The 25,003-nt window shown below is 63.6% G+C and carries 22 protein-coding genes; 14 read left to right on the top strand and 8 right to left on the bottom strand.

Annotation, left to right across the window (positions count from 1 at the left end):
• Window positions 1–40: 40 nt before the first annotated feature.
• Both solA and JQ597_RS14490 read right to left on the bottom strand, forming a co-directional pair.
• Window positions 41–1,207, bottom strand: coding sequence for an N-methyl-L-tryptophan oxidase (gene solA, locus JQ597_RS14495; RefSeq protein WP_212264933.1), 1,167 nt, complete (start codon window positions 1,205–1,207; stop codon window positions 41–43).
• Window positions 1,208–1,221: 14 nt separating this feature from the next.
• Complete coding sequence (locus JQ597_RS14490) at window positions 1,222–1,992, bottom strand: enoyl-CoA hydratase (RefSeq protein ID WP_212264932.1); 771 nt, start codon at window positions 1,990–1,992, stop codon at window positions 1,222–1,224.
• Window positions 1,993–2,150: 158 nt separating this feature from the next.
• Between JQ597_RS14490 and JQ597_RS14485 the strand changes: the two genes are divergently transcribed.
• Together JQ597_RS14485 and JQ597_RS14480 are read left to right on the top strand one after the other, a co-directional pair.
• Window positions 2,151–2,690, top strand: coding sequence for a PaaI family thioesterase (locus JQ597_RS14485; protein ID WP_212264931.1), 540 nt, complete (start codon window positions 2,151–2,153; stop codon window positions 2,688–2,690).
• A gap of 66 nt (window positions 2,691–2,756) precedes the next feature.
• A complete protein-coding gene (locus JQ597_RS14480; RefSeq protein WP_212264930.1) occupies window positions 2,757–3,383 on the top strand; it encodes a TetR/AcrR family transcriptional regulator in 627 nt (208 codons plus the stop codon).
• 152 nt (window positions 3,384–3,535) lie between these two features.
• Here JQ597_RS14480 and JQ597_RS14475 read toward each other — a convergent pair whose 3' ends face one another.
• Window positions 3,536–4,450, bottom strand: a complete 915-nt coding sequence (locus tag JQ597_RS14475) for a LysR family transcriptional regulator (protein WP_212264929.1) — start codon at window positions 4,448–4,450, stop codon at window positions 3,536–3,538.
• Between the two features lie 99 nt (window positions 4,451–4,549).
• On the opposite strand from JQ597_RS14475, the gene JQ597_RS14470 reads away from it, so the two are divergent.
• The 8 genes from JQ597_RS14470 to JQ597_RS14435 all read left to right on the top strand — a co-directional run bounded on the left by JQ597_RS14470 (window position 4,550) and on the right by JQ597_RS14435 (window position 13,856).
• Entirely contained in the window at window positions 4,550–6,046 is a 1,497-nt protein-coding gene (locus JQ597_RS14470; protein ID WP_212264928.1) for a CoA-acylating methylmalonate-semialdehyde dehydrogenase, read from the top strand.
• A gap of 21 nt (window positions 6,047–6,067) precedes the next feature.
• Window positions 6,068–7,213: an isobutyryl-CoA dehydrogenase gene (locus JQ597_RS14465; RefSeq protein ID WP_212264927.1), complete on the top strand. Its 1,146-nt coding sequence runs from the start codon at window positions 6,068–6,070 to the stop codon at window positions 7,211–7,213.
• Window positions 7,210–8,283 carry an enoyl-CoA hydratase/isomerase family protein gene (locus tag JQ597_RS14460; protein ID WP_212264926.1) on the top strand — a complete coding sequence of 358 codons (1,074 nt, stop codon included), beginning with the start codon at window positions 7,210–7,212 and terminating at the stop codon, window positions 8,281–8,283. Before JQ597_RS14465 ends, JQ597_RS14460 begins: the two co-directional genes overlap by 4 nt.
• Before the next feature lie 33 nt (window positions 8,284–8,316).
• Window positions 8,317–9,204: a 3-hydroxyisobutyrate dehydrogenase gene (gene mmsB / locus JQ597_RS14455; protein ID WP_212264925.1), complete on the top strand. Its 888-nt coding sequence runs from the start codon at window positions 8,317–8,319 to the stop codon at window positions 9,202–9,204.
• A gap of 10 nt (window positions 9,205–9,214) precedes the next feature.
• Complete coding sequence (locus JQ597_RS14450; RefSeq protein ID WP_212264924.1) at window positions 9,215–10,948, top strand: AMP-binding protein; 1,734 nt, start codon at window positions 9,215–9,217, stop codon at window positions 10,946–10,948.
• 3 nt (window positions 10,949–10,951) lie between these two features.
• On the top strand, window positions 10,952–11,431 hold the full coding sequence (locus JQ597_RS14445) for a MaoC family dehydratase (protein WP_212264923.1): 480 nt from the start codon (window positions 10,952–10,954) through the stop codon (window positions 11,429–11,431).
• Between the two features lie 117 nt (window positions 11,432–11,548).
• The gene (locus JQ597_RS14440; RefSeq protein WP_212264922.1) at window positions 11,549–12,466 is read left to right on the top strand and encodes an SDR family NAD(P)-dependent oxidoreductase; all 918 of its coding nucleotides are present in this window, start codon (window positions 11,549–11,551) and stop codon (window positions 12,464–12,466) included.
• 208 nt (window positions 12,467–12,674) lie between these two features.
• Complete coding sequence (locus JQ597_RS14435) at window positions 12,675–13,856, top strand: TIGR03862 family flavoprotein (RefSeq protein WP_502754442.1); 1,182 nt, start codon at window positions 12,675–12,677, stop codon at window positions 13,854–13,856.
• A gap of 93 nt (window positions 13,857–13,949) precedes the next feature.
• Here the strand turns inward: JQ597_RS14435 and JQ597_RS14430 are convergent, their stop codons facing one another.
• The 3 genes from JQ597_RS14430 to JQ597_RS14420 all read right to left on the bottom strand — a co-directional run bounded on the left by JQ597_RS14430 (window position 13,950) and on the right by JQ597_RS14420 (window position 17,486).
• Window positions 13,950–15,029, bottom strand: coding sequence for a D-TA family PLP-dependent enzyme (locus JQ597_RS14430; RefSeq protein WP_212264920.1), 1,080 nt, complete (start codon window positions 15,027–15,029; stop codon window positions 13,950–13,952).
• 151 nt (window positions 15,030–15,180) lie between these two features.
• A complete protein-coding gene (locus tag JQ597_RS14425) occupies window positions 15,181–16,992 on the bottom strand; it encodes an ABC-F family ATP-binding cassette domain-containing protein (protein ID WP_212264919.1) in 1,812 nt (603 codons plus the stop codon).
• Window positions 16,993–17,000: 8 nt separating this feature from the next.
• A complete protein-coding gene (locus tag JQ597_RS14420) occupies window positions 17,001–17,486 on the bottom strand; it encodes a YaiI/YqxD family protein (RefSeq protein WP_212264918.1) in 486 nt (161 codons plus the stop codon).
• 175 nt (window positions 17,487–17,661) lie between these two features.
• On the opposite strand from JQ597_RS14420, the gene JQ597_RS14415 reads away from it, so the two are divergent.
• Together JQ597_RS14415 and JQ597_RS14410 are read left to right on the top strand one after the other, a co-directional pair.
• Window positions 17,662–18,462, top strand: a complete 801-nt coding sequence (locus JQ597_RS14415) for a hypothetical protein (protein WP_212264917.1) — start codon at window positions 17,662–17,664, stop codon at window positions 18,460–18,462.
• A gap of 2 nt (window positions 18,463–18,464) precedes the next feature.
• The gene (locus JQ597_RS14410; protein ID WP_212264916.1) at window positions 18,465–19,073 is read left to right on the top strand and encodes a 2-hydroxychromene-2-carboxylate isomerase; all 609 of its coding nucleotides are present in this window, start codon (window positions 18,465–18,467) and stop codon (window positions 19,071–19,073) included.
• Window positions 19,074–19,083: 10 nt separating this feature from the next.
• On the opposite strand, the gene JQ597_RS14405 is transcribed toward JQ597_RS14410, so the two are convergent.
• Both JQ597_RS14405 and JQ597_RS14400 read right to left on the bottom strand, forming a co-directional pair.
• Window positions 19,084–20,472, bottom strand: a complete 1,389-nt coding sequence (locus JQ597_RS14405) for an FAD-binding oxidoreductase (RefSeq protein ID WP_212264915.1) — start codon at window positions 20,470–20,472, stop codon at window positions 19,084–19,086.
• 1 nt (window position 20,473) lies between these two features.
• On the bottom strand, window positions 20,474–22,849 hold the full coding sequence (locus JQ597_RS14400) for a xanthine dehydrogenase family protein molybdopterin-binding subunit (protein WP_212264914.1): 2,376 nt from the start codon (window positions 22,847–22,849) through the stop codon (window positions 20,474–20,476).
• A gap of 195 nt (window positions 22,850–23,044) precedes the next feature.
• Between JQ597_RS14400 and JQ597_RS14395 the strand changes: the two genes are divergently transcribed.
• Complete coding sequence (locus JQ597_RS14395) at window positions 23,045–24,088, top strand: Ppx/GppA phosphatase family protein (RefSeq protein ID WP_212264913.1); 1,044 nt, start codon at window positions 23,045–23,047, stop codon at window positions 24,086–24,088.
• A gap of 212 nt (window positions 24,089–24,300) precedes the next feature.
• Entirely contained in the window at window positions 24,301–24,993 is a 693-nt protein-coding gene (locus tag JQ597_RS14390; RefSeq protein WP_212264912.1) for an RlmE family RNA methyltransferase, read from the top strand.
• The last annotated feature ends 10 nt before the right edge of the window (window positions 24,994–25,003 follow it).

The raw sequence follows: 25,003 nt of genomic DNA, 5'->3' as shown, positions 1-25,003 counted from the left end.
CGTGACGTGGCCGCCTTTTGCGGCGAAGCGCGCCGGGATCTCAGATAGCGCCTGAAAACGAGAACTTGCTTACGTCCAGATGTGATTGACCAAGCGCCATCTGCGCAAGGGTTTCTCCAACAGCTGCGGAATGTTTGAACCCGTGTCCCGAGCACGGCGAGGCGATGATGACGTTCTTCATGTCGGGGTGATGGTCAATGATAAATCGGGCGTTCTTCACACAGGTGTAAAGGCACACCTTCGCCTTCACGCAATTTTCGTCGAGGCCGGGGAAGAACGGCCCGACATAGGTTCTGAACATCCTGGTGATCTCGTCTGGATCAACGCTCCGGCGAACCGTGTCGGGCGTCGTAGTATCGACATACTGCTCGGTGGCGATCTTCACCCCTTGTTCGGGGTGGCCAATCAATGGAAAGCCGTAGATGCTCTGGGGTGCCGGAAGTTGCCAGATGTAAACCGGAAATCGCTCTGGAAGAAATTCCGGGTATTGGTGCTGGTTTTTCAGGCCAAACCAGTAAAGCACCTGCCGTGTTATGCTGAATTGCCGATCCAGGCCTAATACCTGGTTGATCCATGGACCAGCGGTTACGATGAGTTTTTTGGCGCGATAGGTGCTGACGCCTGTCGTCACCTGCACGCCGTCGCCATCGGGTTCGAATTTGAGCACCTTCTCGTAAAAGCGCAGCACGGCGCCCGAGGTGGCCGCGAGCTGAAGCTGTGCCTCGACGCATGATTCAGGTCGCACAAAGCCGCTGACCTCGTCGAAATAGGCTTCGTCGTCGTCGTTGACATTGAAGGCGGGAAAACGTTCCTTGATCGTTTTGCCATCCAGAATTTCGTAGTGGATCCTGGCCTCGTCGGCCGCTGCCACCGTGGTCTTGAGGAATTCCGGATTTTCATGTCCAGCTGCACGCTGACCCTTGCCTGAGATCACCAGCAGTCCATTTTGGGTGAAAAGATCCCGACCGGTTCGGCTCTCGATGTCGCGCCATATCTCGTGCGACCGCTGGGCAAATGGCGAATACTCGGGACCCTCGCCGCAGGCGATACGCGTAATTCGGGTATCGCCGTGCGTCGAACCCAACTCATGAGGCGGCTTGAACTGATCAATCCCGAGAACGGAGGCGCCTCGACTGGCCAGCTGGTAAGTCGCGGCGGAGCCCATTGCTCCCAAACCGAGTACGATTGCGTCGAACGACCGTTCCATTTCTTCTCCTGCGCCTATCGCTTCCGGTCGAGAAATCCCTGCATCATCCGCTGCGGTTCGCCGGTCAGGAAGGACTGCCCGAATACGCCAACGCTAAGATTGACAGATTCCGTCAGCGGCAGCTCTTCCCATTGTCGCATGAGCGCCTTCTGCGAACGCAGCGCTTCCGCTCCGCATTCGAGCAGCGCCTTGACCGTATGCTCGACCGCGTCATCGAGGCCGCCGGCCGGCGCGACCTTGTCGACCAGTCCCCAGGCCAGCGCCGTCGGCGCGTCGATGTTTTCGGCCGTCATGACAAGCCAGCGGGCGCGGCCCCAGCCGATCAGCCGCGGCAAGAGTGCTGCGTGGATCACCGAGGGAATCCCGACCTTGACCTCCGGCATGCCAAAATGGGCGTCGTGCGCGGCAATCCGGAAATCGCAGGCAGCCGCGACTTCAAGGCCGCCGCCGAGACACCAGCCCGGCAACCGCGCGATCACGGGCGCCGGGAATTGGCGCACGGCTTCGCAGAGGTCGCGCAGCCGCGTGATGAAGGCTTCGGCGGATTTCTGGTCGAGTTTTGCCATTTCCTTGATGTCGGCGCCGCCGATCATGCTCTTCTCGCTTTGGCCGGCCAGGATCACCGCGCGAATGGTCCGATCGGTGGCGAGTTTCTCAAAGCCTTCGCGTACGCCTGATGTGACGGCCGAGCTCAGGATGTTCAGCGAACCGGCGTTGCAGATCGACAGCCGCACCACGCCGCGCGGATCGCGGTCGATACCGCAATGGGGATTGAGCATTTCCATCTGATTTTCTCTGATTGGTTTTGGTTTTTGGGTTCAATGGCACGGTTCACGCCACTTCCCGGACAATGCGCTGAATTGTCAAGGGCAGGCAGGCGAGAGGCGTTGCGCGGCGACGGTCGGCCATATAATATGACAATCGTCATCTAAAAGGAGTTGCCATGAGCGCGATTGATACCGCCGACCTGTTTTCTTCAGCCATGCGCCGGGAGCGCGTGGTCGACTGGCAGGCGCCGGGGCCGGCCGCGAAGGCCGCCGCAGGGATGACGGGCATGGAGGCGATGTGCGCGATCCGCGACGGCGTGCTGCCGGAACCGCCGATGGCCCGCCTGATCGATTTCCGCCTTCGCACTGTCGAACCGGGGCGGATCGTGATGGAACTCCAACCGCACGAGAGCCTGGAAAATACCATCGGTCTGCTGCACGGCGCAACCGCGGCAGCTCTGCTCGATACCGCCATGGGTTGTGCGATCTCGACCATGCTTCCGGCCGGGCAGGGCGCGGTGACCCTCGATCTCAAGCTGACCTATCTGCGACCGCTCTCGGTCAAGTCGGGCAAGATCTCGGCCGAAGGCAAAATCATAAAACTCGGCCGCCAGACCAGCTATACCGAAGGCTTTGTCCGCGACGGCGCCGGCAATCTTGCAGTGCACGCGACCGCCACCTTCTCGATGATCGGCGAGGGGCCTAAGACGAAATAGGTGCAGCTTTTTTCGCACGCAACTGCTATTATATGACTGCAAACATCTAATGGTTCAGGAATCGCGATGCGCTATTCGAAGGAGCACAAGCAGGAAACCCACGCGCGGATCGTGAAGAAGGCGTCCGTGCGGCTTCGCGAAAAGGGCGCGCATGGCATCGGCGTCGCCGACCTGATGAAGGAGGCCGGCCTGACCCATGGCGGCTTCTACGCCCATTTCGATTCCCGCGAGGCGCTGGTCATCGAAGCCTTTGCCTATGCGATGGACCGCTCGACCGAGCGCTGGCGCAAGGTCGCCGACGAGACCCCGCCGGACAAGCGTCTCGCAACCATCGTCGAGAACTATCTGACGCCTGTTCATCGCGACGATCCCGGCCATGGCTGCGCGATTCCGACGCTCGGCGCCGAGATCGCGCGTGAGAGCGCGAAGACGCGGAAGGCTTTTGCGGCCAAGCTGGAAGCGATGATCGACATGATGGCCGATCAGATTCTCGACGTGCCGCGCAAAGTCGCGCGCAAGCAGGCGGTCGCGGCGCTCGCGACCATGATGGGCACGCTGGTGCTGTCGCGGATCGCCGGCAATGGCGAGTTTTCCGACGAAATGCTGGCCGCCGGGCGCGAGGCCGTGCTCGGTCGCGCGGCGGCGGCGAAACCGGCGGCGAAGAAGGCCGCAGCGAAGTCGAAGCCGAATTAGAAGCCACCACCACCGCTGTCGTCCCGGCGAAGGCCGGGACCCATACGCCGTGACGGCCGTGTTGGAAAAGAAAGCAATTAACAACGATCTCGGCAGACGATTGCAGCCTGTGGTTATGGGTCCCGGCCTTCGCCGGGACGACACACGTCGCTTCACCGCCCACTAAACAGCGCGCGCTCGTTCTCCACCGTCTCATAGATGTAATCCGCCACCGCGCGGATCCGCGCCAGATCCTTGCTGTCGGCATGCATCAGCAGCCAGAACGTCCGCGAGATCGTGATCTCGTCCGGCAGCACCGGGCGCAGCTCGGGATGCGCCGTCGCCATGAAATGCGGCAGCACGGCGATGCCGAAGCCGGCGATGGTGGCGTTGAGCTGGGCGATCAGATTGGCGCTGCGGAATTTAGCGGAGATCTTCGGGCTAACCTGCGGCAGATAATCCAGTTCCGGCGTGAACAGCAGTTCCTCGATGTAGCCGACGAAACGATGTGCGGCGAGGTCACTGCGCCCGGTAATCCCGGGCGCGCGATCGAGATAGGCGGGGGCGGCATAAAGCCCGAGGCTGTAGTCGAGCAGCTTGCGCCCCACGATCCGGCCTTCCTTCGGCATCGTCAGGCTGATCGCGATATCGGCCTCGCGCTTGGAGAGGCTGAACAGCCGCGCGGTGGCGACCAGCTGCAGGTCGAGGTCCGGGTATCGCTCGACGAATTTTACCAGCCGCGAGGCTAGGAAGTGGCTGCCAAACCCGTCCGGCGCCCCGATCCGCACCGTGCCGGTCAGATGCGCGCGGGAGCCGCCGACCGCCTCCTGGTTGGCGACGATGGTCGATTCCATTGCTTCCGCGCTGTCGGCGACGCGCTGGCCGGCCTCGGTCAGCAAATATCCGGTTTTACGCCGATCAAACAGTTTTGCGGACAGATGCCGTTCCAGCCGGTCGACACGCCGGATCACTGTGGCATGATCGACGCCAAGCTGTTTTGCGGCAGCGGATACCGTTCCGCCGCGCGCAATCGCCAGCAGAAAACGGAAGTCATCCCAATCGATCGTACCGCCGCCTTGATCCAGCATTTCCGCACATCTATGGTGCAATTTATCGCACTTGTATCCTAGGAAATGCAGGTCAAAAAGGGCGGTAAAGCGATCTAACCGGGTCTAGGGAGAAGATTCATGCGTTCAATCGGACATTTCATCGGCGGCAAAGAGGTCAAGGGCAATTCGGGCCGGACGGCCGACGTTTTCGAGCCGATGACCGGAGACGTCCAGGCCAAGGTGGCGTTAGCCTCCAAGGCCGAGGTTCACGCCGCCGTCGAGAACGCCAGGGCAGCTCAGCCGGAATGGGCCGCGACCAACCCGCAGCGCCGCGCGCGCGTGATGATGAAATTCGTCGAACTGGTACAGCGTGATTACGACAAACTCGCTGATTGCCTTGCGCGTGAGCATGGCAAAACCGTTCCCGACGCCAAGGGCGATATCCAGCGCGGACTCGAAGTCGCCGAATTCGCCTGCGGCATTCCGCACCTGATGAAGGGCGAATACACCGAAGGCGCCGGCCCCGGCATCGACATCTATTCGATGCGGCAACCGCTCGGCGTCGTCGCCGGCATCACGCCGTTCAATTTCCCGGCGATGATCCCGATGTGGAAATTCGCGCCGGCGATCGCCTGCGGCAATGCCTTCATCCTGAAGCCGTCGGAGCGCGATCCCGGCGTGCCAATGATGCTGGCCGCCCTGATGATCGAGGCCGGCCTGCCGCCCGGCGTGCTCAACGTCGTCAACGGCGACAAGGAGGCCGTCGACGCCATCCTCGACGATCCCGATATCAAGGCGATCGGCTTTGTCGGCTCGACGCCGATTGCGCAGTACATCTACGAGCGCGCTGCACAGACCGGCAAGCGGTGCCAGTGTTTCGGCGGCGCCAAGAACCACGCCATCGTCATGCCCGACGCCGATATGGACCAAGCTGTCGATGCCCTGATCGGCGCCGGCTACGGTTCGGCCGGCGAGCGCTGCATGGCGATTTCGGTCGTGGTGCCCGTGGGCAAGACCGCCGCCGATCGCCTGATGGAAAAGCTGATCCCGCGCGTGGAGTCGCTCAAGATCGGCACCTCGATCGATCCCTCCGCCGATTACGGCCCGCTGGTGACGCGCGAAGCGGTCGAGAAGGTGAAGAGCTACATCGATATCGGCGTCAAGGAAGGCGCGACGCTCGCCGTCGACGGCCGTGGCTTCAAGATGCAGGGCTATGAGAAGGGATTCTATCTCGGCGGTTCGCTGTTCGACAACGTCACCAAGGACATGCGGATCTACAAGGAAGAGATTTTTGGGCCGGTGCTGTCGGTGGTGCGCGCGCACGACTACAAGGAAGCGCTGGCGCTGCCGTCGGACCATGACTATGGCAATGGCGTTGCGATCTTCACCCGCGACGGCGACGCCGCGCGCGATTTCGCCGCCAAGGTCGAAGTCGGCATGGTCGGCATCAACGTGCCGATCCCGGTGCCGATCGCCTATTACACGTTTGGTGGCTGGAAGAAGTCCGGCTTCGGCGATCTCAATCAGCACGGCCCGGATTCGATCCGCTTCTACACCAAGACCAAGACCATCACCTCGCGCTGGCCGTCGGGTGTGAAGGAGGGCGCGGAGTTCTCGATTCCGACGATGAACTAGCGCGCAGAAGCCGAGCGCAAAATGCATTTCGCTCTCAACGAGGACCAGATTGCGGTTCGCGATATGGCGCGGGAGTTCGCCGCGGAAAAAATCGCGCCGCATGCGATCCGCTGGGACGAGGAAAAGCATTTTCCCGTCGACGTGATGCGCGAGGCCGCGACGCTCGGCATCGGCGGGGTCTATATCCGCGACGATGTCGGCGGCTCGGCGCTGACGCGGTTCGACGCCGCGCTGATCTTCGAGGCCCTGGCGCAGGGCTGCCCGACGGTGTCGGCGTTCATCTCGATCCACAACATGGCGTCCTGGATGATCGATGCCTATGGCAACGATACCCAGCGCCAGAAGTGGTTGCCAAAACTCTGCACCATGGAGCTGCTGGCGAGCTATTGCCTGACCGAGCCGGGCTCCGGATCGGACGCGGCTGCCTTGCGTACCCGCGCGGTGCGCGACGGCGATCACTACGTGCTCAACGGCCAGAAACAGTTCATTTCAGGCGCCGGCAAGGGCGATCTCTATGTGGTGATGGTGCGCACCGGCGCCGATGGCCCCGGCGGCATCTCGACCCTGGTGATCGAGGGCGATATGCCAGGGCTGTCGTTCGGCGCCAATGAGCGCAAGATGGGCTGGAACGCCCAGCCGACCCGCGCGGTGATTTTCGAAAACGCTCGCGTACCGATCGAAAATCGCCTCGGCGACGAAGGGATCGGCTTCAAGATCGCGATGGCCGGGCTCGATGGCGGCCGCATCAACATCGCCGCCTGTTCGCTCGGCGGCGCGCAGAACGCGCTCGATAAATCGCTTAGCTACATGAAAGAGCGGAAAGCCTTTGGCAAGCGCCTCGACGAATTCCAGGCGCTGCAGTTTCGCCTCGCCGACATGGCGACCGAACTGGAAGCTGCGCGGACCTTTGTGTGGCGCGCAGCCGCCGCGCTCGACCGCAAGGATGCGGACGCAACCATGCTGTGCGCGATGGCCAAACGCTTTGGCACCGATGTCGGTTTCGAGGTTGCCAACCAGGCGCTGCAACTGCATGGCGGCTACGGTTACCTCAGCGAATACGGCATCGAAAAGATCGTGCGCGATTTGCGCGTGCACCAGATCCTGGAAGGGACCAACGAGATCATGCGGTTGATTGTGTCGCGAAAACTGATCGAAGGCGCGCGATGACAGCAGTCGAATCGCCAGAGGGTGACCTGATCGCGCGGCGCGAGGGATCTTGCGGCGTAATCCGCCTCAACCGGCCGAAGGCGATCAATGCCGTGACGTTGGAGATGTTTCGCGACATCGACAAGGCGCTCGATCAGTTCGAGGCCGATCCAGCGGTCGCGGTGATCCTGCTTGAGGGGGCAGGCGAGCGCGGCCTCTGCGCCGGCGGCGATATCCGCGCGCTCTGGGAAAGCTCGAAGGTCGCCGGCGATCTCGGCAAAATCCTGTGGCGCGAGGAATACATCCTCAACGCCCGCATCAAGAGATTCCCAAAGCCCTATGTCGCCTTCATGGACGGCATCGTAATGGGCGGCGGCGTCGGGCTATCCGCCCACAGCAGCCATCGCGTGGTGACCGAGCGGACAAAGCTCGCCATGCCTGAAGTCGGCCTCGGATTTTTCCCAGATGTCGGCGGCACCTGGCTACTCTCGCATTCGCCGGGCGAGATCGGAACCTATTTTGGCCTGACCGGCCAAACCATGAATGGTCCAGACGCGATTAATGCGCGCTTTGCCGACACGGTGGTGCCGTCGGCCAAATTGGCCGCGCTGCGCGAGGCGCTCACCAAAGTCCGGCCCGGAGCAACATCAGCCGAAATCAAGACCCTTATTGATGGCTTTGCGACCGGCGAGACTGCCGGTCCCGTCGCCGCGATACAGGCAAAAATCGACAACTGGTTCGCCCATGACCGGATGGAAGATATCGTCGCCGCCCTGCAGCGCGACGGCTCGGAACTGGCGCTTTCAACGCTGAAGACGCTTGGCGAAAAATCGCCGCGCGGCATGGTGGTCACGCTGAAACTGCTGCGACTGGCGCGGGCGTCGTCCTCGCTGGAAGAATGCCTGGTGCGGGAATATCGCGCGGCCCTCGAAGTGTTTGCCAGCGACGATTTCCGCGAGGGCGTGCGCGCCGCCGTGATCGACAAGGACCGCAGTCCAAAATGGTCGCCGCCACGGATCGAGGACGTGACCCCTGCGATGCAGGCGCCTTATTTCGCCGAGATCGGCGCCGACGAACTCAGGTTCAACTGAAACAACAAGAACAGCTCACGCGGAGGATTCGAGATGGCAACTATCGCATTCATTGGCCTCGGCAATATGGGCGGGCCGATGGCGGCCAACCTGGTCAAGGCCGGCCATAAGGTCATCGCCTTCGATCTGGTCGAGGCCTCCAAGAATCAGGCCAAGAGCGACGGCGCCACGATTGCGGAAAGCGCCGCGGCCGCGGTGAAGGGGGCGGATACCGTCATCACCATGCTGCCCGCGGGCAAGCACGTGGTCTCGGTCTGGACCGACGTGGTTCCGGCGATGGCCAAGGGCGCGCTGATCATCGATTGCTCGACCATCGACGTCGAGAGTGCAAAACAGGCGCATGCGCTGGCGGCCAAGCACGGCATGGCTTCCGTCGATGCACCGGTGTCCGGCGGCACCGGCGGCGCCAAGGGCGCGACGCTGACCTTCATGTGCGGCGGCGAGGAGAAGGCGTTCGGCGCCGCCAAGCCGGTGCTGGAAAACATGGGCAAGAAGATCGTGCATTGCGGCGGCGCCGGCGCAGGGCAGGCGGCCAAGATCTGCAACAACATGATTCTTGGCATTTCCATGATCGCGGTCGGCGAGGCCTTCGCGCTCGCCGAGAAACTGGGCCTGTCGCATCAGGCGTTGTTCGACGTCGCCTCGACCTCATCGGGACAATGCTGGTCGCTGACGACTTATTGCCCGGTGCCGGGCCCGGTTCCGACCTCTCCGGCCAACAACGACTACAAGCCCGGTTTCGCCTCCAATCTGATGGTGAAGGATTTGACGCTGGCGCAGGACGCCGCCAATGCCGCGGGCGCCGCGACCCCTCTGGGCAAGCACGCGCAGGAGATCTACAAGGCGTTCGACGCCGCCGGCCATGGCGGGGTGGATTTTTCCGGGATTATCCAGCACGTTCGGAGTCTCGCCGGGAAATAACGGAGAGCCGATGACGAGTTTCCAGGAAGCGCGCGCCTTTCTGCTCAAGCACCGCACCGACTACGACACCGCGGTAAAGGGGTTCCGCTGGCCGGATCCGGTTCCGTTCAACTGGGCGCTGGACTGGTTCGATGCCGAACTGGCGCGTAACTCCGACAGCAAGGACCGCGCGGCGCTGTGGATCGTCGATGCCGGCAGCGACAAGGAGACAAAGCTTTCCTTTGCCGCGCTGTCGCGCCGTTCCAACCAGGTCGCCAACTTCCTGCGCGCACAGGGATTGAAACGCGGCGATCATCTGCTGCTCTTGCTCGGCAATGTCGTGCCGCTGTGGGAGACCATGCTGGCGGCGATGAAACTCGGCGTCGTGGTCATTCCAGCCACCACGTTGTTGACACCAGACGAATTGCGCGACCGCCTCGACCGCGGCCGGGCCAAGGTGGTGGTGGCCTCGCAGGATCAGGTCGCGAAATTTGCCAGTCTCGGCGCCGAAGGCCTGGTGCGCATCGTCGTCGGCGCGACGGCGAAGCACGAGGGCTGGTTGCCGTTCGAAGAGGCCGCCGGCGCTTCGGAAACATTCGCAGCCGATGGTCCGACCAACGCCGACGACCCGATGCTGCTCTATTTCACCTCGGGCACCACGGCAAAGCCAAAGCTGGTGCGGCACAGCCAGCGCAGTTATCCCGTCGGCGCGTTGTCGACGATGTTCTGGCTCGGGCTGCAGCCGGGCGACGTGCATCTCAACATTTCCTCGCCGGGCTGGGCCAAGCATGCCTGGAGCTGCTTGTTCGCGCCCTGGAATGCCGGCGCCACCGTGTTCGTGGTCAACCAGCCGCGCTTCGACGCCAAGGCGTTGCTCGCGACCATCGGCCGTTGTGGCGTGACGACCTTGTGCGCACCGCCGACGGTGTGGCGGCTGTTCATCCAGGAGAAGCTTGCGGCCTTCAAGGTCTCCTTGCGCGAAGTCTGCGGCGCCGGCGAGCCGCTCAATCCCGAAGTCATCGATCAGGTCCGCACCGCCTGGGGTCTGACCATCCGCGACGGCTATGGCCAGACCGAAACCACGGCGCTCGCCGGCAATTCGCCGGACCAGACCGTCAAGGTCGGATCGATGGGCCGGCCGTTGCCCGGCTACCGCGTGCAGATCACCGACAATGATGGCCACGCGACCAAGGAGGGCGAGGTGACACTGGTGCTCGGCTCGGACCGTCCGGCCGGCCTGATGCAGGGCTATCAGGGCGAGGACGGCAAATTGAGCGGCGCCGATGGCGACCTCTATCGCAGCGGCGACGTGGTGTTCGCCGATGACGAGGGGTATCTGACCTTCGTCGGCCGCTCCGACGACGTGTTCAAATCCTCCGACTACCGCATCAGTCCGTTCGAACTGGAGAGCGTGCTGCTGGAGCATGAACTGGTCGCGGAAGCCGCCGTCGTGCCGAGTCCAGATCCGATCCGCCTCGCTATTCCAAAGGCCTATGTGCTGCTGGTGGCGGGAGTGGAGCGTTCGGCGGAAACCGCGCTGTCGATCTTCACGCATCTGCATACGCGGCTTGCACCGTTCAAGCGTATCCGCCGCATCGAGCTCGTCACCGAATTGCCGAAGACGATTTCCGGAAAAATCCGCCGCGTGCAGTTGCGCCGGCTCGAGCATGACGATAATCGCGGTGATGCGCTGCGCGGCGCCGAATTCCGCGAGGAACAGTTTCCGGGACTCCAGAAAGTGCGGACCGCCGGATTGGAGAGTTGATAGATGAATGAAGTCTGGAAGAAGCCGCCGGTGTCGTTTGAAGCCTATCAGGCCATGGTCGGCAAGGAGATCGGCGTCTCGTCCTGGCACCTGGTCGATCAAGCCAGGATCAACCTCTATGCCGACGTGATCGAGGACCACCAGTTCATCCATGTCGATCCCGAGCGCGCCAAGAAGGAAACCGCTTACGGCACCACCGTGGCGCACGGCTTTCTGACGATGTCTCTGCTGTCGATCATGTCCTACGAGGTGATGCCGGTCATCGAAGGCACCACGATGGGGGTCAACTACGGGTTCGATCGGCTGCGGTTCATGTCGCCGGTGCGCGCGGGCTCCCGCGTCCGCGGCCGTTTCACGCTGCTGGAGGCAATTTTGCGCAAACCGAAGGAGCTGCAGTCGCGCACCAATGTCACCGTCGAGATCGAGGGTGAAGCAAAACCCGCTTTGGTCGCCAACTGGCTCGGCTTGATCTATTTCGCTTAGCCGCCGGTCTGTCATTGCCGGGCTTGACCCGGCAATCCATCACTGCTCAAAAACCTCTCGATTTTGGATGGATGCCCGGGTCAAGCCCGGGCATGACGAAGAGCAGGAACTGCAATCATGACAATCAGGTTTGACGGACGCGTCGCAATCGTCACCGGCGCGGGCAATGGTCTGGGACGGGCGCATGCGCTGGGGCTGGCCAGCCGCGGCGCCAAGGTCGTCGTCAATGATTTCGGCGGCGCGCGCGACGGCACCGGTGGCTCGCTGACCCCGGCCGAGACCGTGGTTGAGGAAATCCGCAAAGCCGGCGGTACCGCGATCGCCGACGGCGCCGATGTCTCCAATTTCGAGCAGGTCACGGCGATGGTCGAGCGCGCCACCAAAGAGTGGGGCAGCGTCGATTTGCTGTGCGCCAATGCCGGCATCCTGCGCGACAAGTCGTTTACGAAAATGGAAGTCGCTGATTTCGCAAAAGTGCTGGATGTCCATCTCACCGGCACCTTCTATTGCTGCAAGGCGGTGTGGGCCGGCATGCGCGAGCGCAATTACGGCCGCATCGTCGTCACCACCTCCTCATCCGGCCTGTTCGGCAATTTCGGCCAGGCCAATTACGGCGCGGCCAAAGCCGGCATGATCGGCCTGATGAACGTGCTGGCCGAGGAGGGCCGCAAGAACAACATCCGCGTCAACACCATCTCGCCGACCGCGGCGACGCGCATGACCGAGGAACTGCTGCCGCCGCAGGCGCTGGCGCTGATGCGCCCCGAGGCGATCACGCCGGCGGTGGAATTCTTGCTCAGCGAGGACGCGCCGACCCGCACCATCATGGGCGCCGGTGCCGGCTCGTTTGCGGTGATCAAGGTCGTCGAGACCGAAGGCATCAACCTGGCCCAGTCCGACTGGACGCCGGACGCGATCGCCGCGAACTTTGCCGCGATCGGCGATATGTCCACGGCGAAGGCGCTGCAGGGCGCGTTCGAGCAGACGCAGAAGTACGTGGGGCAGGCCGCGGCGAGAGCGGGGATCAAGCTGTAGCGCTCGCCGTCATTCCGGGGCGACGCGAAGCGTCGAGCCCGGAATCTCGAGATTCCCCAGGGCGCAATTGCGCCCCTGAGGTCTGGTCCTTCGGACCATCCCGGAATGACGTTCTTTGTTGCGGTAGGCGAATCCGGCTTACACTCACGCCATGTCATCGCCTCGCGCCAACAACATCGCCATCATCGGTGCCGGCCCCGCCGGCCTGATGGCCGCCGAGGTGTTGGCCAATGGCGGCGCTGCCGTCACCGTCCATGACGCGATGCCGTCCGCCGGCCGCAAGCTGCTGATGGCCGGGCGGGGCGGGCTCAATCTGACGCACAGCGAACCGCTGCCCGCGTTTCTCGCGCGATACGCCGAAGCAATGCCGAACCTGAAGGCGGCCATCGATGCCTTTCCGCCACAGGCGCTGCGCGACTGGAGCGAGGCACTGGGGCAACCGACCTTTGTCGGCTCCAGCGGCCGGGTTTTCCCGAAGGCGTTCAAGGCCTCACCGTTGCTGCGGGCGTGGCTGCGGCGGCTGGATTCTCAGGGCGTGCAGTTCGCGCTGCGTCATCGCTGGACCGGGTGGGATGACGACGGCCGCCTCACGTTTCAAACACCCGATGGCCAACGCGAGATCGAGGCGACGGCAACCGTGCTGGCGCTCGGCGGCGCCAGCTGGCCGCGGCTCGGCTCCGACGGCGCATGGGCGGAAACGCTTGCTGCCAAGGGCGTCAAGCTATCCCCGCTGCGCCCGGCCAATTCCGGCTTCAGCATCGCCTGGTCGGACATTTTTCGCGATCGGTTCGAAGGCCAGCCGCTCAAGGGCGTGGCGTTGACGTTTGGCGCACACAGCGTTCGCGGTGAGGCCATTTTCACCCGCACGGGCATCGAAGGTGGCGCGATCTATGCGCTCTCGGCGGATTTGCGCGAAGCGATCCTCAGCGCAGGGAAGGCGCCGCTGCACGTCGCGCTACGGCCCGATCTGGCGATCGAGGAATTGACCGCGCGGCTCTCAGCGCCAAAGGGCAAACAATCCCAGTCGAATTTCCTGCGCAAGGCCGCGCATCTTTCGCCTGTTGCGATCGGGTTATTGCAGGAGGCGGTCAAGATATCCGGCGTGTCGCTGGCGTCGCTATCGCCACCTGATCTTGCCCGTCTGATCAACGCCGTGCCCATAGAACTCAACGGCGTCGCGCCGATCGCGCGCGCGATCTCGACCGCGGGCGGTATCGCCTTCGATGAACTCGACGACGCCTTCATGATCCGTCGTTTGCCAGGCGTATTCGCCGCGGGTGAAATGCTGGATTGGGAAGCCCCAACTGGCGGCTATCTGCTGCAGGCGTCGTTTGCCACCGGCGCTGCGGCGGGCAGGGGCGTATTGAAGTGGCTCGGCCTGGCTTCGTAGGGTGGGCAAAGCGAAGCGTGCCCACCATTTCGTTGGATAGATAGATGGTGGGCACGGCGCGAAGAACGCGCCTTTGCCCACCCTACGTGCGTATCACCGCAACTTCCCCCGCGCCGCGACCGGCAGCGTTCCCAAAATCTCGTCGCCGCGCACCATCACCACTTCGTCCATCATGTTGACGACGACGCAGACATGGTTGGGCACGATCCGCACGACGTCGCCGACGTTCGGCCGCGTATTGCTGCGGGTGAGGTCGAGGAAGCCATGCTCTTCGGCAAAACGCGCGATCTTGGCTTCGGGATGCTCGAGGATCAGGCCGTGGCCTTCGAGCCCGCCGGTGTCGGACGTCAGTGTCTTGGAGCCGGCATCGAGAATGCCGCGATCTGGGCCGGCGCGGCTGACGACCGTCGAATAGACGCTGAGCGCGCAATCGTCCCAGCTGGCGACGCCGGCTGCGACCTGCATGCGGTCGTTGTAGATGTAGGTGCCGGGCCGATGCTCGGTGGCGCCCTTGAGCTTGCCGACGTTCTTCATGTTCGGCGAGCCGCCGGTCGAGACCATGGTTGCATCGAGGCCGTGGGCGCGGACGCCAGCCAGCGCCTCGTCAAAGAACTTCTGCGCTTCCGCCCAGCCGGTTTCTGTCGGGTACAGCATGAAGCCGGCGAATTTCAGCCCTTTTGACGCCGCGATCTCACGCGCCAGCGCAATGGCTTCCGCCGGGGTCTCGACGCCGGCACGCTTGCGGCCAGTGTCGCATTCGACCACCACCGACAGCGGCCGGCCGGATGCAGCGGCAGCCTGCGGCAGGCCCGCCACCACGACGGAATTGTCGCAGGCGACCGTCATGTTGGCCTTGCCCTGCAGCGCGCCGAGCCGGGCCATCTTTTCCTCGCCGATCAGGTTGTAGCTGATCAGGATGTCGTCGATCCCGGCGTCCGCCATCACTTCGGCCTCGCCGAGCTTCTGGCAGGTGATGCCCTTGGCGCCAGCCTTGATCTGCATCGCGGCCAGCAGCGGGCTCTTGTGGGTCTTGATATGCGGCCGGTTGGCGACGCCGGCGGCATCGCACGCCGCCTGGATCCGCGCGATGTTGCGCTCGACCCGGTCCATGTCGATCACGGCGGCGGGGGTGCCGTATTCACGGGCGATCTTGGCGGCGAGGGGTGTGGTCATTTTTCACTCCAATTCAGCATGCTCGTCATTGCGAGCGAAGCGAAGCAATCCATCTATCCGAGGTGCAGAATGGATTGCTTCGTCGCTGCGCTCCCTTGCGCAAACGCTTCGCGTTTGTCGCAGGCAATGACGATGGCAACCATCCCACGCATCATGCCTGTTCTATCTCTTCGCGCAGCACCTCAAGCTCCAGCCACTTGTCCTCGGCTTCCTGCAATTCCTTCTGCGCCTTTGTAAGCGCATCAGAGGCGGAATCAAACTTCTTGCGGTTCTTCTTGTAGAGATCGGTATCGTCGAGGATGCGCTGCTGCTTGGCAATCTCGGCTTGCAGCTTCGCCATGGTCTTGGGCAGCATTTCCAGCGCGTGCTTTTCGTTGAAGTTCAGGCGCCGTTTCGGTCCGGTCTGGGTCGATCCAGCGGCAACCCTCGCTTCCCGCTTTTCGTCGGCGGCCTTCACTGCCTCACGCTTCAGGTCCGCGCCGCGCTGCGCCAGCATGTCGGTATAGCCGCCGGCATATTCGATCCAGCTTCCGTCGCCTTCGGGCGCGATCACCGAGGTCACGACGCGGTCAAGGAAGTCGCGGTCATGGCTGATCAGGATCACCGTGCCTTCGTAGTCGCCGAGCATTTCCTCGAGCACGTCGAGGGTTTCGAGGTCGAGATCGTTGGTCGGCTCGTCGAGCACCAGCAGGTTGGATGCCTTGGCCAATGAGCGCGCCAGCATCAGCCGCCCGCGTTCGCCGCCGGACAGCACTTCCAGCGGCGTGCGCATCTGTTCCTGCGCGAACAAAAAGTCCTTCATGTAGCTGACGACATGCTTCGGCTTTCCGCCGATCATGACGTGGTCGCTGCCGCCCCCGGTCAGGGCGTCGGCCAGCGTCGATTTGGGGTCGAGGCTTTCGCGGTGCTGGTCCAGCGTTGCCATTTCGATATTGGCGCCGAGCCGGATCGTGCCGCTGTCGGGCGGACTACCGCCGGTCAGCATGTCAATCAGCGTGGTCTTGCCGGCGCCGTTCGGGCCGACGATGCCGATGCGGTCGCCGCGCTGCACCCGGATCGAGAATCCGTCGACGATCTTGCGGTCGCCAAAGGATTTGCCGATGTTCTTGGCCTCGATGACCAGCTTGCCCGATTTGTCCGATTCGGCGGCGGCGAGGCTGGCATTCCCGGTCGCGCCGCGATAAGTGCGCCGCTGGTCGCGCAGGGCATGCAGATTGCCGAGCCGCTTGACGTTGCGCTTGCGGCGGCCGGAGACGCCGTAGCGCAGCCAATGCTCTTCATTGACGATCTTGCGGTCGAGCTTGTGCTGGTCGCGCTCTTCCTCGGCCAGCACTTCGTCGCGCCAGGCCTCGAATGCGGAAAAGCCGCGGTCGATCTGCTTGATCTGGCCACGGTCGAGCCAGGCGGTAGAGCGCGACAGGTTGGAGAGGAAGCGGCGGTCATGGCTGATGATGACCAGCGCACAGCGGCGGCTTTCCAGTTCGCCTTCCAGCCATTCGATGGTGGTGAGATCGAGATGGTTGGTCGGCTCGTCCAGCAGCAAAATGTCGGGGGCGGGCGCCAACACCCGCGCCAGCGCCGCACGGCGGGCTTCGCCGCCCGAGACATGGGCGGGATCTTCATCGCCGCTCAAGCCCAGCTGCTCGATGAGATAGCGCGCCTGATAATGGTCGTCGCCCGGATTTAGACCAGCCTCGACATAGGCCAGCGTCGTCTTGTGCGCGCCGAAATCAGGCTCCTGCGGCAGATAGCGGATGGTGGCGCCGGGCTGCACGAAGCGGCTGCCGCTGTCGGGCTCGACGAGTCCGGCGGCGATCTTCAGCAGCGTCGATTTGCCGGAGCCGTTGCGGCCGATCAAACACACGCGCTCGGCCGTCGATACGGACAGTTCCACGCCGGATAACAGCGGCGTGCCGCCAAAGGTCAGCGCGATATCTTTCAACTGGATCAGCGGCGGCGGCATCGTTCAGCTCAATTCTGGTTCGGCGCAGGCTGCGAAGCCCGCTGATGCTGGATGCGCCGGATGGTCTGGTCGAGCGCGGAGAGGAACGCCGAGCGGTCGCGCGGCGCAAAGGATCGCGGGCCGCCCGTCACTTCGCCTGATGAGCGCAGGTCGGTCATCAGATTGCGTACCGCGAGCGTCATGCCGATCGACTGTTCGGTGAACGGCTTGCCGTTCGGTGCCAGCACCTCGGCGCCGGCTTTCACGCAACGGCTCGCCAGCGGGATATCGGAGGTGATGACGATATCGCCTTTGCCGGCGCGTTCCGCAATCCAGTCGTCGGCGGCATCCATCCCGGCGCCGGCGGCGATCCGCTCGATCAGCGGATCCTGCGGCACGCGGATGAAATTGCCCGCGACCACGCTGACGGGCAGGCCGTGCCGGCTCGCGACCTTATAGATCTCGTCCTTGACCGGGCAGGCGTCGGCGTCGACATAGATGCGGGGTGGGTTCAAGTCAGGCACTTCAGGTCAGTTCATCGGGGTGGATTCGGTCAGTTCGTCTCGTCCGCGCGTGGTACTCCATGGGGCGGAAAAATGCGAGGAAAACAGGCCGGGGAACACGCTTGCCACGACACTTTCTTTGCGTACGATAACGCCCGGAAACAACAAGAAAATAGAGGAAACGGGCATGACAAGCCGGATCGGGCCGTATCGCGTCTCGGCCTACAACACTTCCAAGCATTCCGAGAACAAGATGCACGATGACACGGTGGCGAAGCGCTATGGTTTTAGCGGCGGTCTGGTGCCCGGTGTCGATGTCATGGCCTACATGATGCACTTACCGGTCGCAAAATGGGGCCGGGCCTTTCTTGAGCGTGGACTGATCGAGGCGCGCTTCGTCAAGCCGGTCTATGACGGCGAGCAGGCCGATGTCATGGGCGAGGAAACCAACGGCGTGCTTGAGCTCGAGGTCGAGAGCCGGGGAGATATTTGTGCGACCGGCACGGCTTCGCTGCCATCGGCAGTGCCATCATTTTCGCTTTCCGACTTTGTCGAGGTCGCAGCCGCAGGCGAGCGCAAGCCGGTCGATGCGTCGTCCTATGCACTGGGTAAATGGCTCGGCGCGGCGCCGCGCACCTGGGCGACGGACGCGGCAAAACAATATCTGGCGGATATTCGCGAAACCGAAGTGATCTACGCGCAGGAAGGACTCGGCCACCCCGGCCTGTTGCCGCGGGTGATGAACATGGTGCTGGTCGACAACGCCATCATGGGCCCATGGATTCATGTCGGCACAAGGATGCAGCTCCTGTCCGCGGCCCGCATCGGCGATGAACTGACCGCGCGTGCCAAAGTGATCGGCAATTACGACAAGAAGGGGCACCGTTTCGTCGAACTCGACGCGCTGGTGGTCGCCAACGGCAAGACGCCGCTGGCGCATTGCCACCACACCGCGATCTATCAGCCGCGCGAACAGGTGGCGGCGTAACCATGGGCATTACCATCGACTATTACCTCTCACTCAACTCGCCCTGGACCTACATGGGCAGCGGCCCGTTCGCCGAGATTGCGCGGCGCTATGGCGCGCAAGTCAACGTCAAGCCCGCCAAGTTCGGCCCGATTTTCGAGCAGACCGGCGGGCTGCCGCTGCCAAAACGCTCGCCGCAGCGGCAGGCTTACCGACTGATGGAGCTCAGGCGCTGGCGTGAGGTGCGGGGACTTCCGCTCAATGTCGAGCCTAAATTCTTCCCCAGCGATGACGCGGCGGCGACACGCCTCGTGATCGCGGCCAAGCTGCAGGGCAAGGACGCTCATAAATTGTCGCTGGAGCTGGCGCGCGCCATCTGGGAGCGCGAGGAGTCGTTTGCGGATCCCGCGGTGATGGCATCATCAGCGCAACGCGCCGGCCTCGATGCCGCCGCGCTGCGGGCCGGCGGCCCATCGGATGCGGAACTCGATGCGCTGTACGAGCAGTACACGCAGGATGCCCTGAAGGCGGGCGTCTTCGGCGCGCCCAGTTACGTCTTGCCCTCGGGCGAGATCTTCTGGGGCCAGGACCGGCTGGAGCTCCTGGAGCGCGCTTTGAAGCTCGCCGCCTGACCGGCGCGCTTCACATCTCGAAGACGCGACCGGGATTGAGGATGTGATGCGGATCAAGCGCGCGCTTCAGCGTGCGCATGGTCTCGATCTCCTCCGCGGTGCGGCTGAGCCTGAGATAGGGCCGCCTGGAGATGCCGATGCCGTGCTCGGCCGAGATCGAACCGCCGAAGTCACTGGTAAGGCCGAACACCAGCTTCTTCATCTCCTCATGCTTGTCGGCCGGAGGCGAGTATTTCGTGTTGACGTGCAGGTTGCCGTCGCCGACGTGCCCGAGCACGATGGTGTAGGCGTCCTTGTCGACCGCCTTGATCGCCTTTGCGACGGCTTCCGTGAACGGTTCCATCTGGTCGATGGCGAGGCTGATGTCGAAGCCGACCGTGGGCGCGGTCGCCCGGCTCAGCTCGACGCTGGAATCGCGCACCCGCCAGATCGCGGCTGTAGAAGCACCCGAATTGGCAATGATCGCATCGAGGATGATGCCTTCACCGAGCGCCTCTTCGAGCAGACTTTCAACGTCGGCGCGGAGTCGCTCGGCATTGCTGCCCGAGGATTCCATCAGCAGGTAGAAGGGATGGGTAACCGGCAGCGGCGCGGCGACGCCTCGCACCAGCTGGGTCACAAGGCGGTAATAGCTGTTCCACATCACCTCGAAGGCGGTCAGTTCGCCGCCAAGCCGCTTGCGCGCCAGGTCGAGCATCGCCCGCACCTTGTCGAAGCTCGGCAGCGCGCACAGCACCACCTGCTGTTCGGCCGGCGCCGGGAAAATCCGCAATGCCGCGCGGGTCACCACGCCGAGCGTGCCTTCGGTTCCGATGAACAATTGCTTGAGGTCGGTGCCGGTGTTGTTCTTGATGTATTTGCGCACGCCCTTGAGCACGGTGCCGTCAGCAAGCACCGCTTCGAGCCCGAGCACCAGATCGCGCGTCATGCCATAGCGGATCACCCGATTGCCGCCGGCATTGGTCGAGATGTTGCCGCCGATCGTGCAGCTGCCGCGGGCGCCGAGATCGAGCGGGTACATGAAGCCGTCCTGCGCGACGCGCTCGTGCACGCGCTGCAGCGGCACGGCGGCCTGGGCAATGACGACCCCGCCGCCGGTGTCGACCTCTTCGATCGCGTTCATGCGCTCCATCGACAGCACGATCTCGCCGGCCATCGGCATCGTGGCGCCGACGAGCCCGGTCATGCCGCCCTGGGTCGTGACCGCAACGCGCGCCCGGTGGCAGATCGCCAGGAATCGCGAGACGTCCTCGGTTGAGCGCGGCCGCATCACCGCAATCGGCGGAGGAACGGGGATGCCGGCTATATCGGTGTAATAGCGCGCATCGATATCGGCGCCGGTCAGGACCGTTGTCGCGTCGAATGCTGCGCGGAGTTCACCGATGATGGCTGGTTGCATCCTATGCCGCCTTCCTCGCCTTGGCCTCCTGGATCGCACGCCAGACGCGTTCCGATGTCAATGGCATATCGATCTCCGAAATGCCGTACTCCGACAGCGCATCGATGACAGCATTGACGATGCAGGCGAGGCTGCCGGCGCAGCCGGCTTCGCCGCAGCCCTTGGTGCCGAGTGGATTGGATTTGGCGGGTGAGGGATGATCGGCGGTTGCCATCAGCGGGATGTCGCCGGCGCGCGGCATCGCATAATCCATGAACGAGCCGGTGATCGGCTGGCCGCTGGAATCGTAGCTGACTTCCTCCATCAGCGCCTGGCCGATGCCTTGCGCGACGCCGCCATGCAGCTGGCCGTCGACGATCATCGGATTGACGATGGTGCCGAAGTCAGAGATCCCGGTGTAGCGCACGATTTTCGTAACCCCGGTGTCGGGGTCGATCTCGACTTCGGCGACGTGGCAGCCATTGGGGAAGGTCGACGGCGTGTCCTTGGTGGCGTGGTCGACGTCGAGCGTATCGGGCACGCCCTCCGGCACCTTGCCGTCGCGCAGCCGCTGCGCCAGCTCCATGATGCCGATCGAGCGGTCGGTGCCGGCGATGGTGAAGCGGCCATTGCCGAATTCGATGTCGCCCTCGCTGGCTTCCAGCAGATGCGCCGCCGCCTGCTTGCCCTTGGCGACCACCAGCGCCGCGGCTTCGACGATCGCCTGGCCGGTCGCGGTGATCGAGCGCGAGCCACCGGTGCCGTTGCCGAAACGCACGAGATCGCTGTCGCCCTGTTCGAGCGTGACCTTCTCGAAGGGTACGCCGAGCTCTGCGGACAGTACCTGCGCAAACGGCGTGGCATGCCCCTGGCCGTAATCGAGCGTCCCGGTGGTCAGCTTCACCGATCCGTCCGGCTCGAAATTGATCTTGCCGAGTTCACCGCTCGGCGGTGCGGTGACTTCGAGATAGGAGCCGACTGCAATCCCGCGCAGTTTGCCCTGCTTCTTGCTTTCCTTTTTGCGCTTGGCAAAATTGGCGTGGTCGGACAATTCCAGCGCCTTGGCGAACACGCCCTGGAAATCGCCGCTGTCATAGGTGACACCGGATGCCGCCGGGAACGGCAGTTGCGCCGGCTTGATGAAGTTGCGCTTGCGCAGGGTGAGCCGGTTGATGCCCATTTCATCGGCGGCGCGGTCGATTAGCCGCTCCATGTAGTAATTGGCCTCGGGCCGGCCGGCGCCGCGATAGGCGCCCATCAAGGTGGTGTTGGTCAGCACCGTCTTGATGTCGACGCCGAGCAGCGGCGTACGATAGACGCTCGCAAGATTCTTGGCGGTGTTGAGCGACAGCGGGCCCGGCGCCACGCCGGTGATGTAGGCGCCGAGATTGCCGTAGCCTTGGAGACGCACGGCGAGGAATTTACCCTCGGCGTCGAGCGCCAGTTCGCAATGCATGATCTGCGCGCGGCCGTGGCTGTCGGACAGGAAGCTGGTCGAGCGCTCGTCGGTCCACTTCACCGGACGGCCCAGCACCTTCGAGGCATGCGCGATGCAGGTGTATTCCGGATAGTTCATGTTCTTCATGCCGAACGAGCCGCCGACATTGGCGGTCAGGATGCGAACCTTGTCGTTCGGCACGTTCAGGATTTTTGCAAACGTGACCTTGTTGCCGGAAACGCCCTGGGTCGGCACCTGGATCGTGAAGCGCTCGCTGGCCTTGTCGTAGGAAGCCAACGCCACGCGCGGCTCCATCGACACCACGGCGACGCGGGTGTTGACGATATCGAGCTTTGTTACATGCGCGGCGCCGGCGAATGCCGCATCGATCTTCGCTGCATCGCCATAGTGATAGTCGAGCGCTGTGTTGTTGGGGATGTCATCGTAGAGCTGCGGCGCGCCGGGTTGTGCCGCTTCCTCGGCACTGGTCACCGCGGGCAGCGGCTCGATATCGAGCTCGACGGCTTCCGCCGCATCACGCGCCTGCGCCAGCGTTTCGGCGACGACATAGGCCACGGGATCGCCGACGAAGCGCACCTTGTCGGTCGCCAAGGCCATGCGGTTGGTCTGCAGCAGCGGCGAGCCGTCGCGGCTCTTCAGCGGCAGACCGCAGGTGAAGGGGTTGTAGCCGGCGGCCATAAGGTCCTGGCCGGTCCAGGCGCCGAGCACGCCCGGCATGGTCCGCGCGGCCTTGATATCGATGCCGCGGATGATTCCGTGGGCGTGGCTGGAGCGCACGATCCAGGCATAGGCCTGGCCCGGCAGGCTGAAATCATCGGTGTATTTGCCCTTGCCGCGGACCAGCGTGTCGTCTTCCTTGCGGCGCACAGGCTGCCCGACGCCGTATTTTTGCACTGCGATAGCGTTTTCCAGCGACGACGGCGACGTATGATCTTGCATCGAAAAATACCTGAAATGCTTGGATTTCCGCGACTTTCGCGGGCTCGAAACCAAATAACCCACCGATCCCCCAGCGACAACGCCTGTTTGGGCATGGTCCTATGTGATGGGATGTTGCGTAGGCCCTTGGCGCTGCTAAAGTTTCCGTGAGCGCTCATTCTTCGGCGGCAGCAAAGCCGCGGAAAGACAGTTTTGATGAACGAGGATACGCGGCTTGCCGATGGCCTTGCGGCCCGCGCAAGCCCGTCAGGGTCTGCTGTGGCAGGGGCGGAAAGCGGCGTCTACGCCGCGCTCGACCTTGGCACCAACAACTGCCGGCTCCTGATCGCCTGTCCGGCCGGCGACGGCTTCCGCGTGGTCGATTCGTTCTCGCGGATCATCCGGCTGGGCGAGGGCATCTCCTCGACCGGTTCCATCAGCGAAGCGGCGATCGACCGTGCCATTGCGGCCTTGAGTATCTGCAGCGACAAGATCCGCTACCGCAAGGCCCGGCGCCTGCGGTTGATCGCAACCGAAGCCTGCCGCGCCGCGGCCAATGCCGAAAGCTTTCGCGAGAGGGTGGCAAAAGACACCGGCATCCGGCTCGAGGTGATCGATCGCGAGACCGAGGCGACGCTCGCGGTGATCGGCTGCTCGCCGCTGCTCGACCCCAAAGGGCGAGGCGCCATCCTGTTCGATATCGGCGGCGGATCGACGGAACTGGTCCGGATCGAGCGCGATCCAGGGGAAGAAAACGCCGTCCCGCGGATCAAGGCCTGGATGTCGATCCCGCTCGGCGTCGTCACCATCGCCGAACATTTCGGCGGCAAGGACGTCACGGCCGAATCCTATGCGCGGATGATCGCCGAGGTCGCGCAATACGTGGCGCCGTTTGCGGCCGAGCATGGCGGTGATCTGCGTGACATGCATCTGCTCGGCACATCAGGCACCGTGACGACGCTGGCCGGCGTGTTTCTCAATCTGCAGCGCTACGACCGGCGCCGCATCGACGGCATCTGGATGAACAATTCCGACGTCACCTCGGTGATCCAGCGGCTGCTCGGCATGAGCTATCAGGAGCGCGCCAACAACAATTGCATCAGCATCGAGCGGGCCGATCTGGTGCTGGCCGGTTGCGCCATTCTCGACGCGATCCGCGACGCGTTCCCGCTGCCGCGGCTGCGCGTCGCCGACCGCGGCCTGCGCGAGGGCATGCTGGTCGAAATGATGCGGGAGGACGGCGCGCTAAGGTCGTGCTAAGGCGGCGCACGTGCGGCCTGGCTTACCTCGCCCCGCTTGCGGGGAGAGGCCGGATCACATCGCAGATGTGATCCGGGTGAGGGGGTACAGGTCCATCAACTGGAACCAATTTCGCGGATAGAGCCCCTCACCCCAACCCTCTCCCCGTGAAGAACGGGGAGAGGGAGAACCACTGTATCGCGTTTCAATAGTATCCAAAGGCAAGCATCCGTATGGCGAAAGACACCACCGGCCGGTTGCACGTCACGGTCAAGTCTGGTGGCAAGCGCAAGCTGTCATCAAAGCTCTGGCTGGAACGGCAGCTCAACGATCCCTATGTGGCGCAGGCCAAGAAGGACGGATGGCGCTCGCGCGCGGCCTACAAGCTGATCGAGATCGATGACAAGCATCGCTTTCTGAAGTCAGGCATCTCCGTGGTCGATCTCGGCGCGGCCCCCGGCGGCTGGAGCCAGGTCGCGGCCAAACGCATCGGGGCGGCCAACGGCAAGGGCAAGGTGGTCGCGATCGATCTGTTGGAAATGCCGGAGGTGCCGGGCGTCACCTTCGCACAGCTCGACTTTCTCGCCGATGACGCGCCGGAAAAACTGCTGGCGATGATGGGCGGCCGCGCCGACGTGGTGCTGTCCGACATGGCCGCCAACACCACGGGTCATCGCAAGACCGATCAGCTCCGCATCATCGGGCTGGTCGAAACCGCGGCGGCGTTCGCCACCGAGGTGCTCAATCCCGGCGGCACCTTCGTCGCAAAGGTGTTTCAGAGCGGCGCCGAAGGCGAACTGCTGGCGCAGCTGAAGCGCGATTTTGCCACCGTCAAACACGTCAAACCGGCCTCGAGCCGCCAGGACTCGTCCGAGCGCTACGTGCTGGCGATGGGCTTTCGCGGCGGAGCGAAGTCACAGCAATGACGAAAGACCT

The sequence above is a fragment of the Bradyrhizobium sp. AUGA SZCCT0177 genome, assembly GCF_018130125.1.
Lineage (GTDB): Bacteria > Pseudomonadota > Alphaproteobacteria > Rhizobiales > Xanthobacteraceae > Bradyrhizobium.
Note: the sequence above shows the minus strand (reverse complement) of the source record. Positions and strands in the feature narration are given on the sequence as shown.

What these genes read in the sequence shown, in the direction of transcription:
- solA (WP_212264933.1), bottom strand. Translation starts at nt 1,207, where the DNA reads ATGGAACGGTCGTTCGACGCAATCGTACTCGGTTTGGGAGCAATGGGC.
- JQ597_RS14490 (WP_212264932.1), bottom strand. Translation starts at nt 1,992, where the DNA reads ATGGAAATGCTCAATCCCCATTGCGGTATCGACCGCGATCCGCGCGGC.
- JQ597_RS14485 (WP_212264931.1), top strand. Translation starts at nt 2,151, where the DNA reads ATGAGCGCGATTGATACCGCCGACCTGTTTTCTTCAGCCATGCGCCGG.
- JQ597_RS14480 (WP_212264930.1), top strand. Translation starts at nt 2,757, where the DNA reads ATGCGCTATTCGAAGGAGCACAAGCAGGAAACCCACGCGCGGATCGTG.
- JQ597_RS14475 (WP_212264929.1), bottom strand. Translation starts at nt 4,450, where the DNA reads ATGCTGGATCAAGGCGGCGGTACGATCGATTGGGATGACTTCCGTTTT.
- JQ597_RS14470 (WP_212264928.1), top strand. Translation starts at nt 4,550, where the DNA reads ATGCGTTCAATCGGACATTTCATCGGCGGCAAAGAGGTCAAGGGCAAT.
- JQ597_RS14465 (WP_212264927.1), top strand. Translation starts at nt 6,068, where the DNA reads ATGCATTTCGCTCTCAACGAGGACCAGATTGCGGTTCGCGATATGGCG.
- JQ597_RS14460 (WP_212264926.1), top strand. Translation starts at nt 7,210, where the DNA reads ATGACAGCAGTCGAATCGCCAGAGGGTGACCTGATCGCGCGGCGCGAG.
- mmsB (WP_212264925.1), top strand. Translation starts at nt 8,317, where the DNA reads ATGGCAACTATCGCATTCATTGGCCTCGGCAATATGGGCGGGCCGATG.
- JQ597_RS14450 (WP_212264924.1), top strand. Translation starts at nt 9,215, where the DNA reads ATGACGAGTTTCCAGGAAGCGCGCGCCTTTCTGCTCAAGCACCGCACC.
- JQ597_RS14445 (WP_212264923.1), top strand. Translation starts at nt 10,952, where the DNA reads ATGAATGAAGTCTGGAAGAAGCCGCCGGTGTCGTTTGAAGCCTATCAG.
- JQ597_RS14440 (WP_212264922.1), top strand. Translation starts at nt 11,549, where the DNA reads ATGACAATCAGGTTTGACGGACGCGTCGCAATCGTCACCGGCGCGGGC.
- JQ597_RS14435 (WP_502754442.1), top strand. Translation starts at nt 12,675, where the DNA reads ATGGCCGCCGAGGTGTTGGCCAATGGCGGCGCTGCCGTCACCGTCCAT.
- JQ597_RS14430 (WP_212264920.1), bottom strand. Translation starts at nt 15,029, where the DNA reads ATGACCACACCCCTCGCCGCCAAGATCGCCCGTGAATACGGCACCCCC.
- JQ597_RS14425 (WP_212264919.1), bottom strand. Translation starts at nt 16,992, where the DNA reads ATGCCGCCGCCGCTGATCCAGTTGAAAGATATCGCGCTGACCTTTGGC.
- JQ597_RS14415 (WP_212264917.1), top strand. Translation starts at nt 17,662, where the DNA reads ATGACAAGCCGGATCGGGCCGTATCGCGTCTCGGCCTACAACACTTCC.
- JQ597_RS14410 (WP_212264916.1), top strand. Translation starts at nt 18,465, where the DNA reads ATGGGCATTACCATCGACTATTACCTCTCACTCAACTCGCCCTGGACC.
- JQ597_RS14405 (WP_212264915.1), bottom strand. Translation starts at nt 20,472, where the DNA reads ATGCAACCAGCCATCATCGGTGAACTCCGCGCAGCATTCGACGCGACA.
- JQ597_RS14400 (WP_212264914.1), bottom strand. Translation starts at nt 22,849, where the DNA reads ATGCAAGATCATACGTCGCCGTCGTCGCTGGAAAACGCTATCGCAGTG.
- JQ597_RS14395 (WP_212264913.1), top strand. Translation starts at nt 23,045, where the DNA reads ATGAACGAGGATACGCGGCTTGCCGATGGCCTTGCGGCCCGCGCAAGC.
- JQ597_RS14390 (WP_212264912.1), top strand. Translation starts at nt 24,301, where the DNA reads ATGGCGAAAGACACCACCGGCCGGTTGCACGTCACGGTCAAGTCTGGT.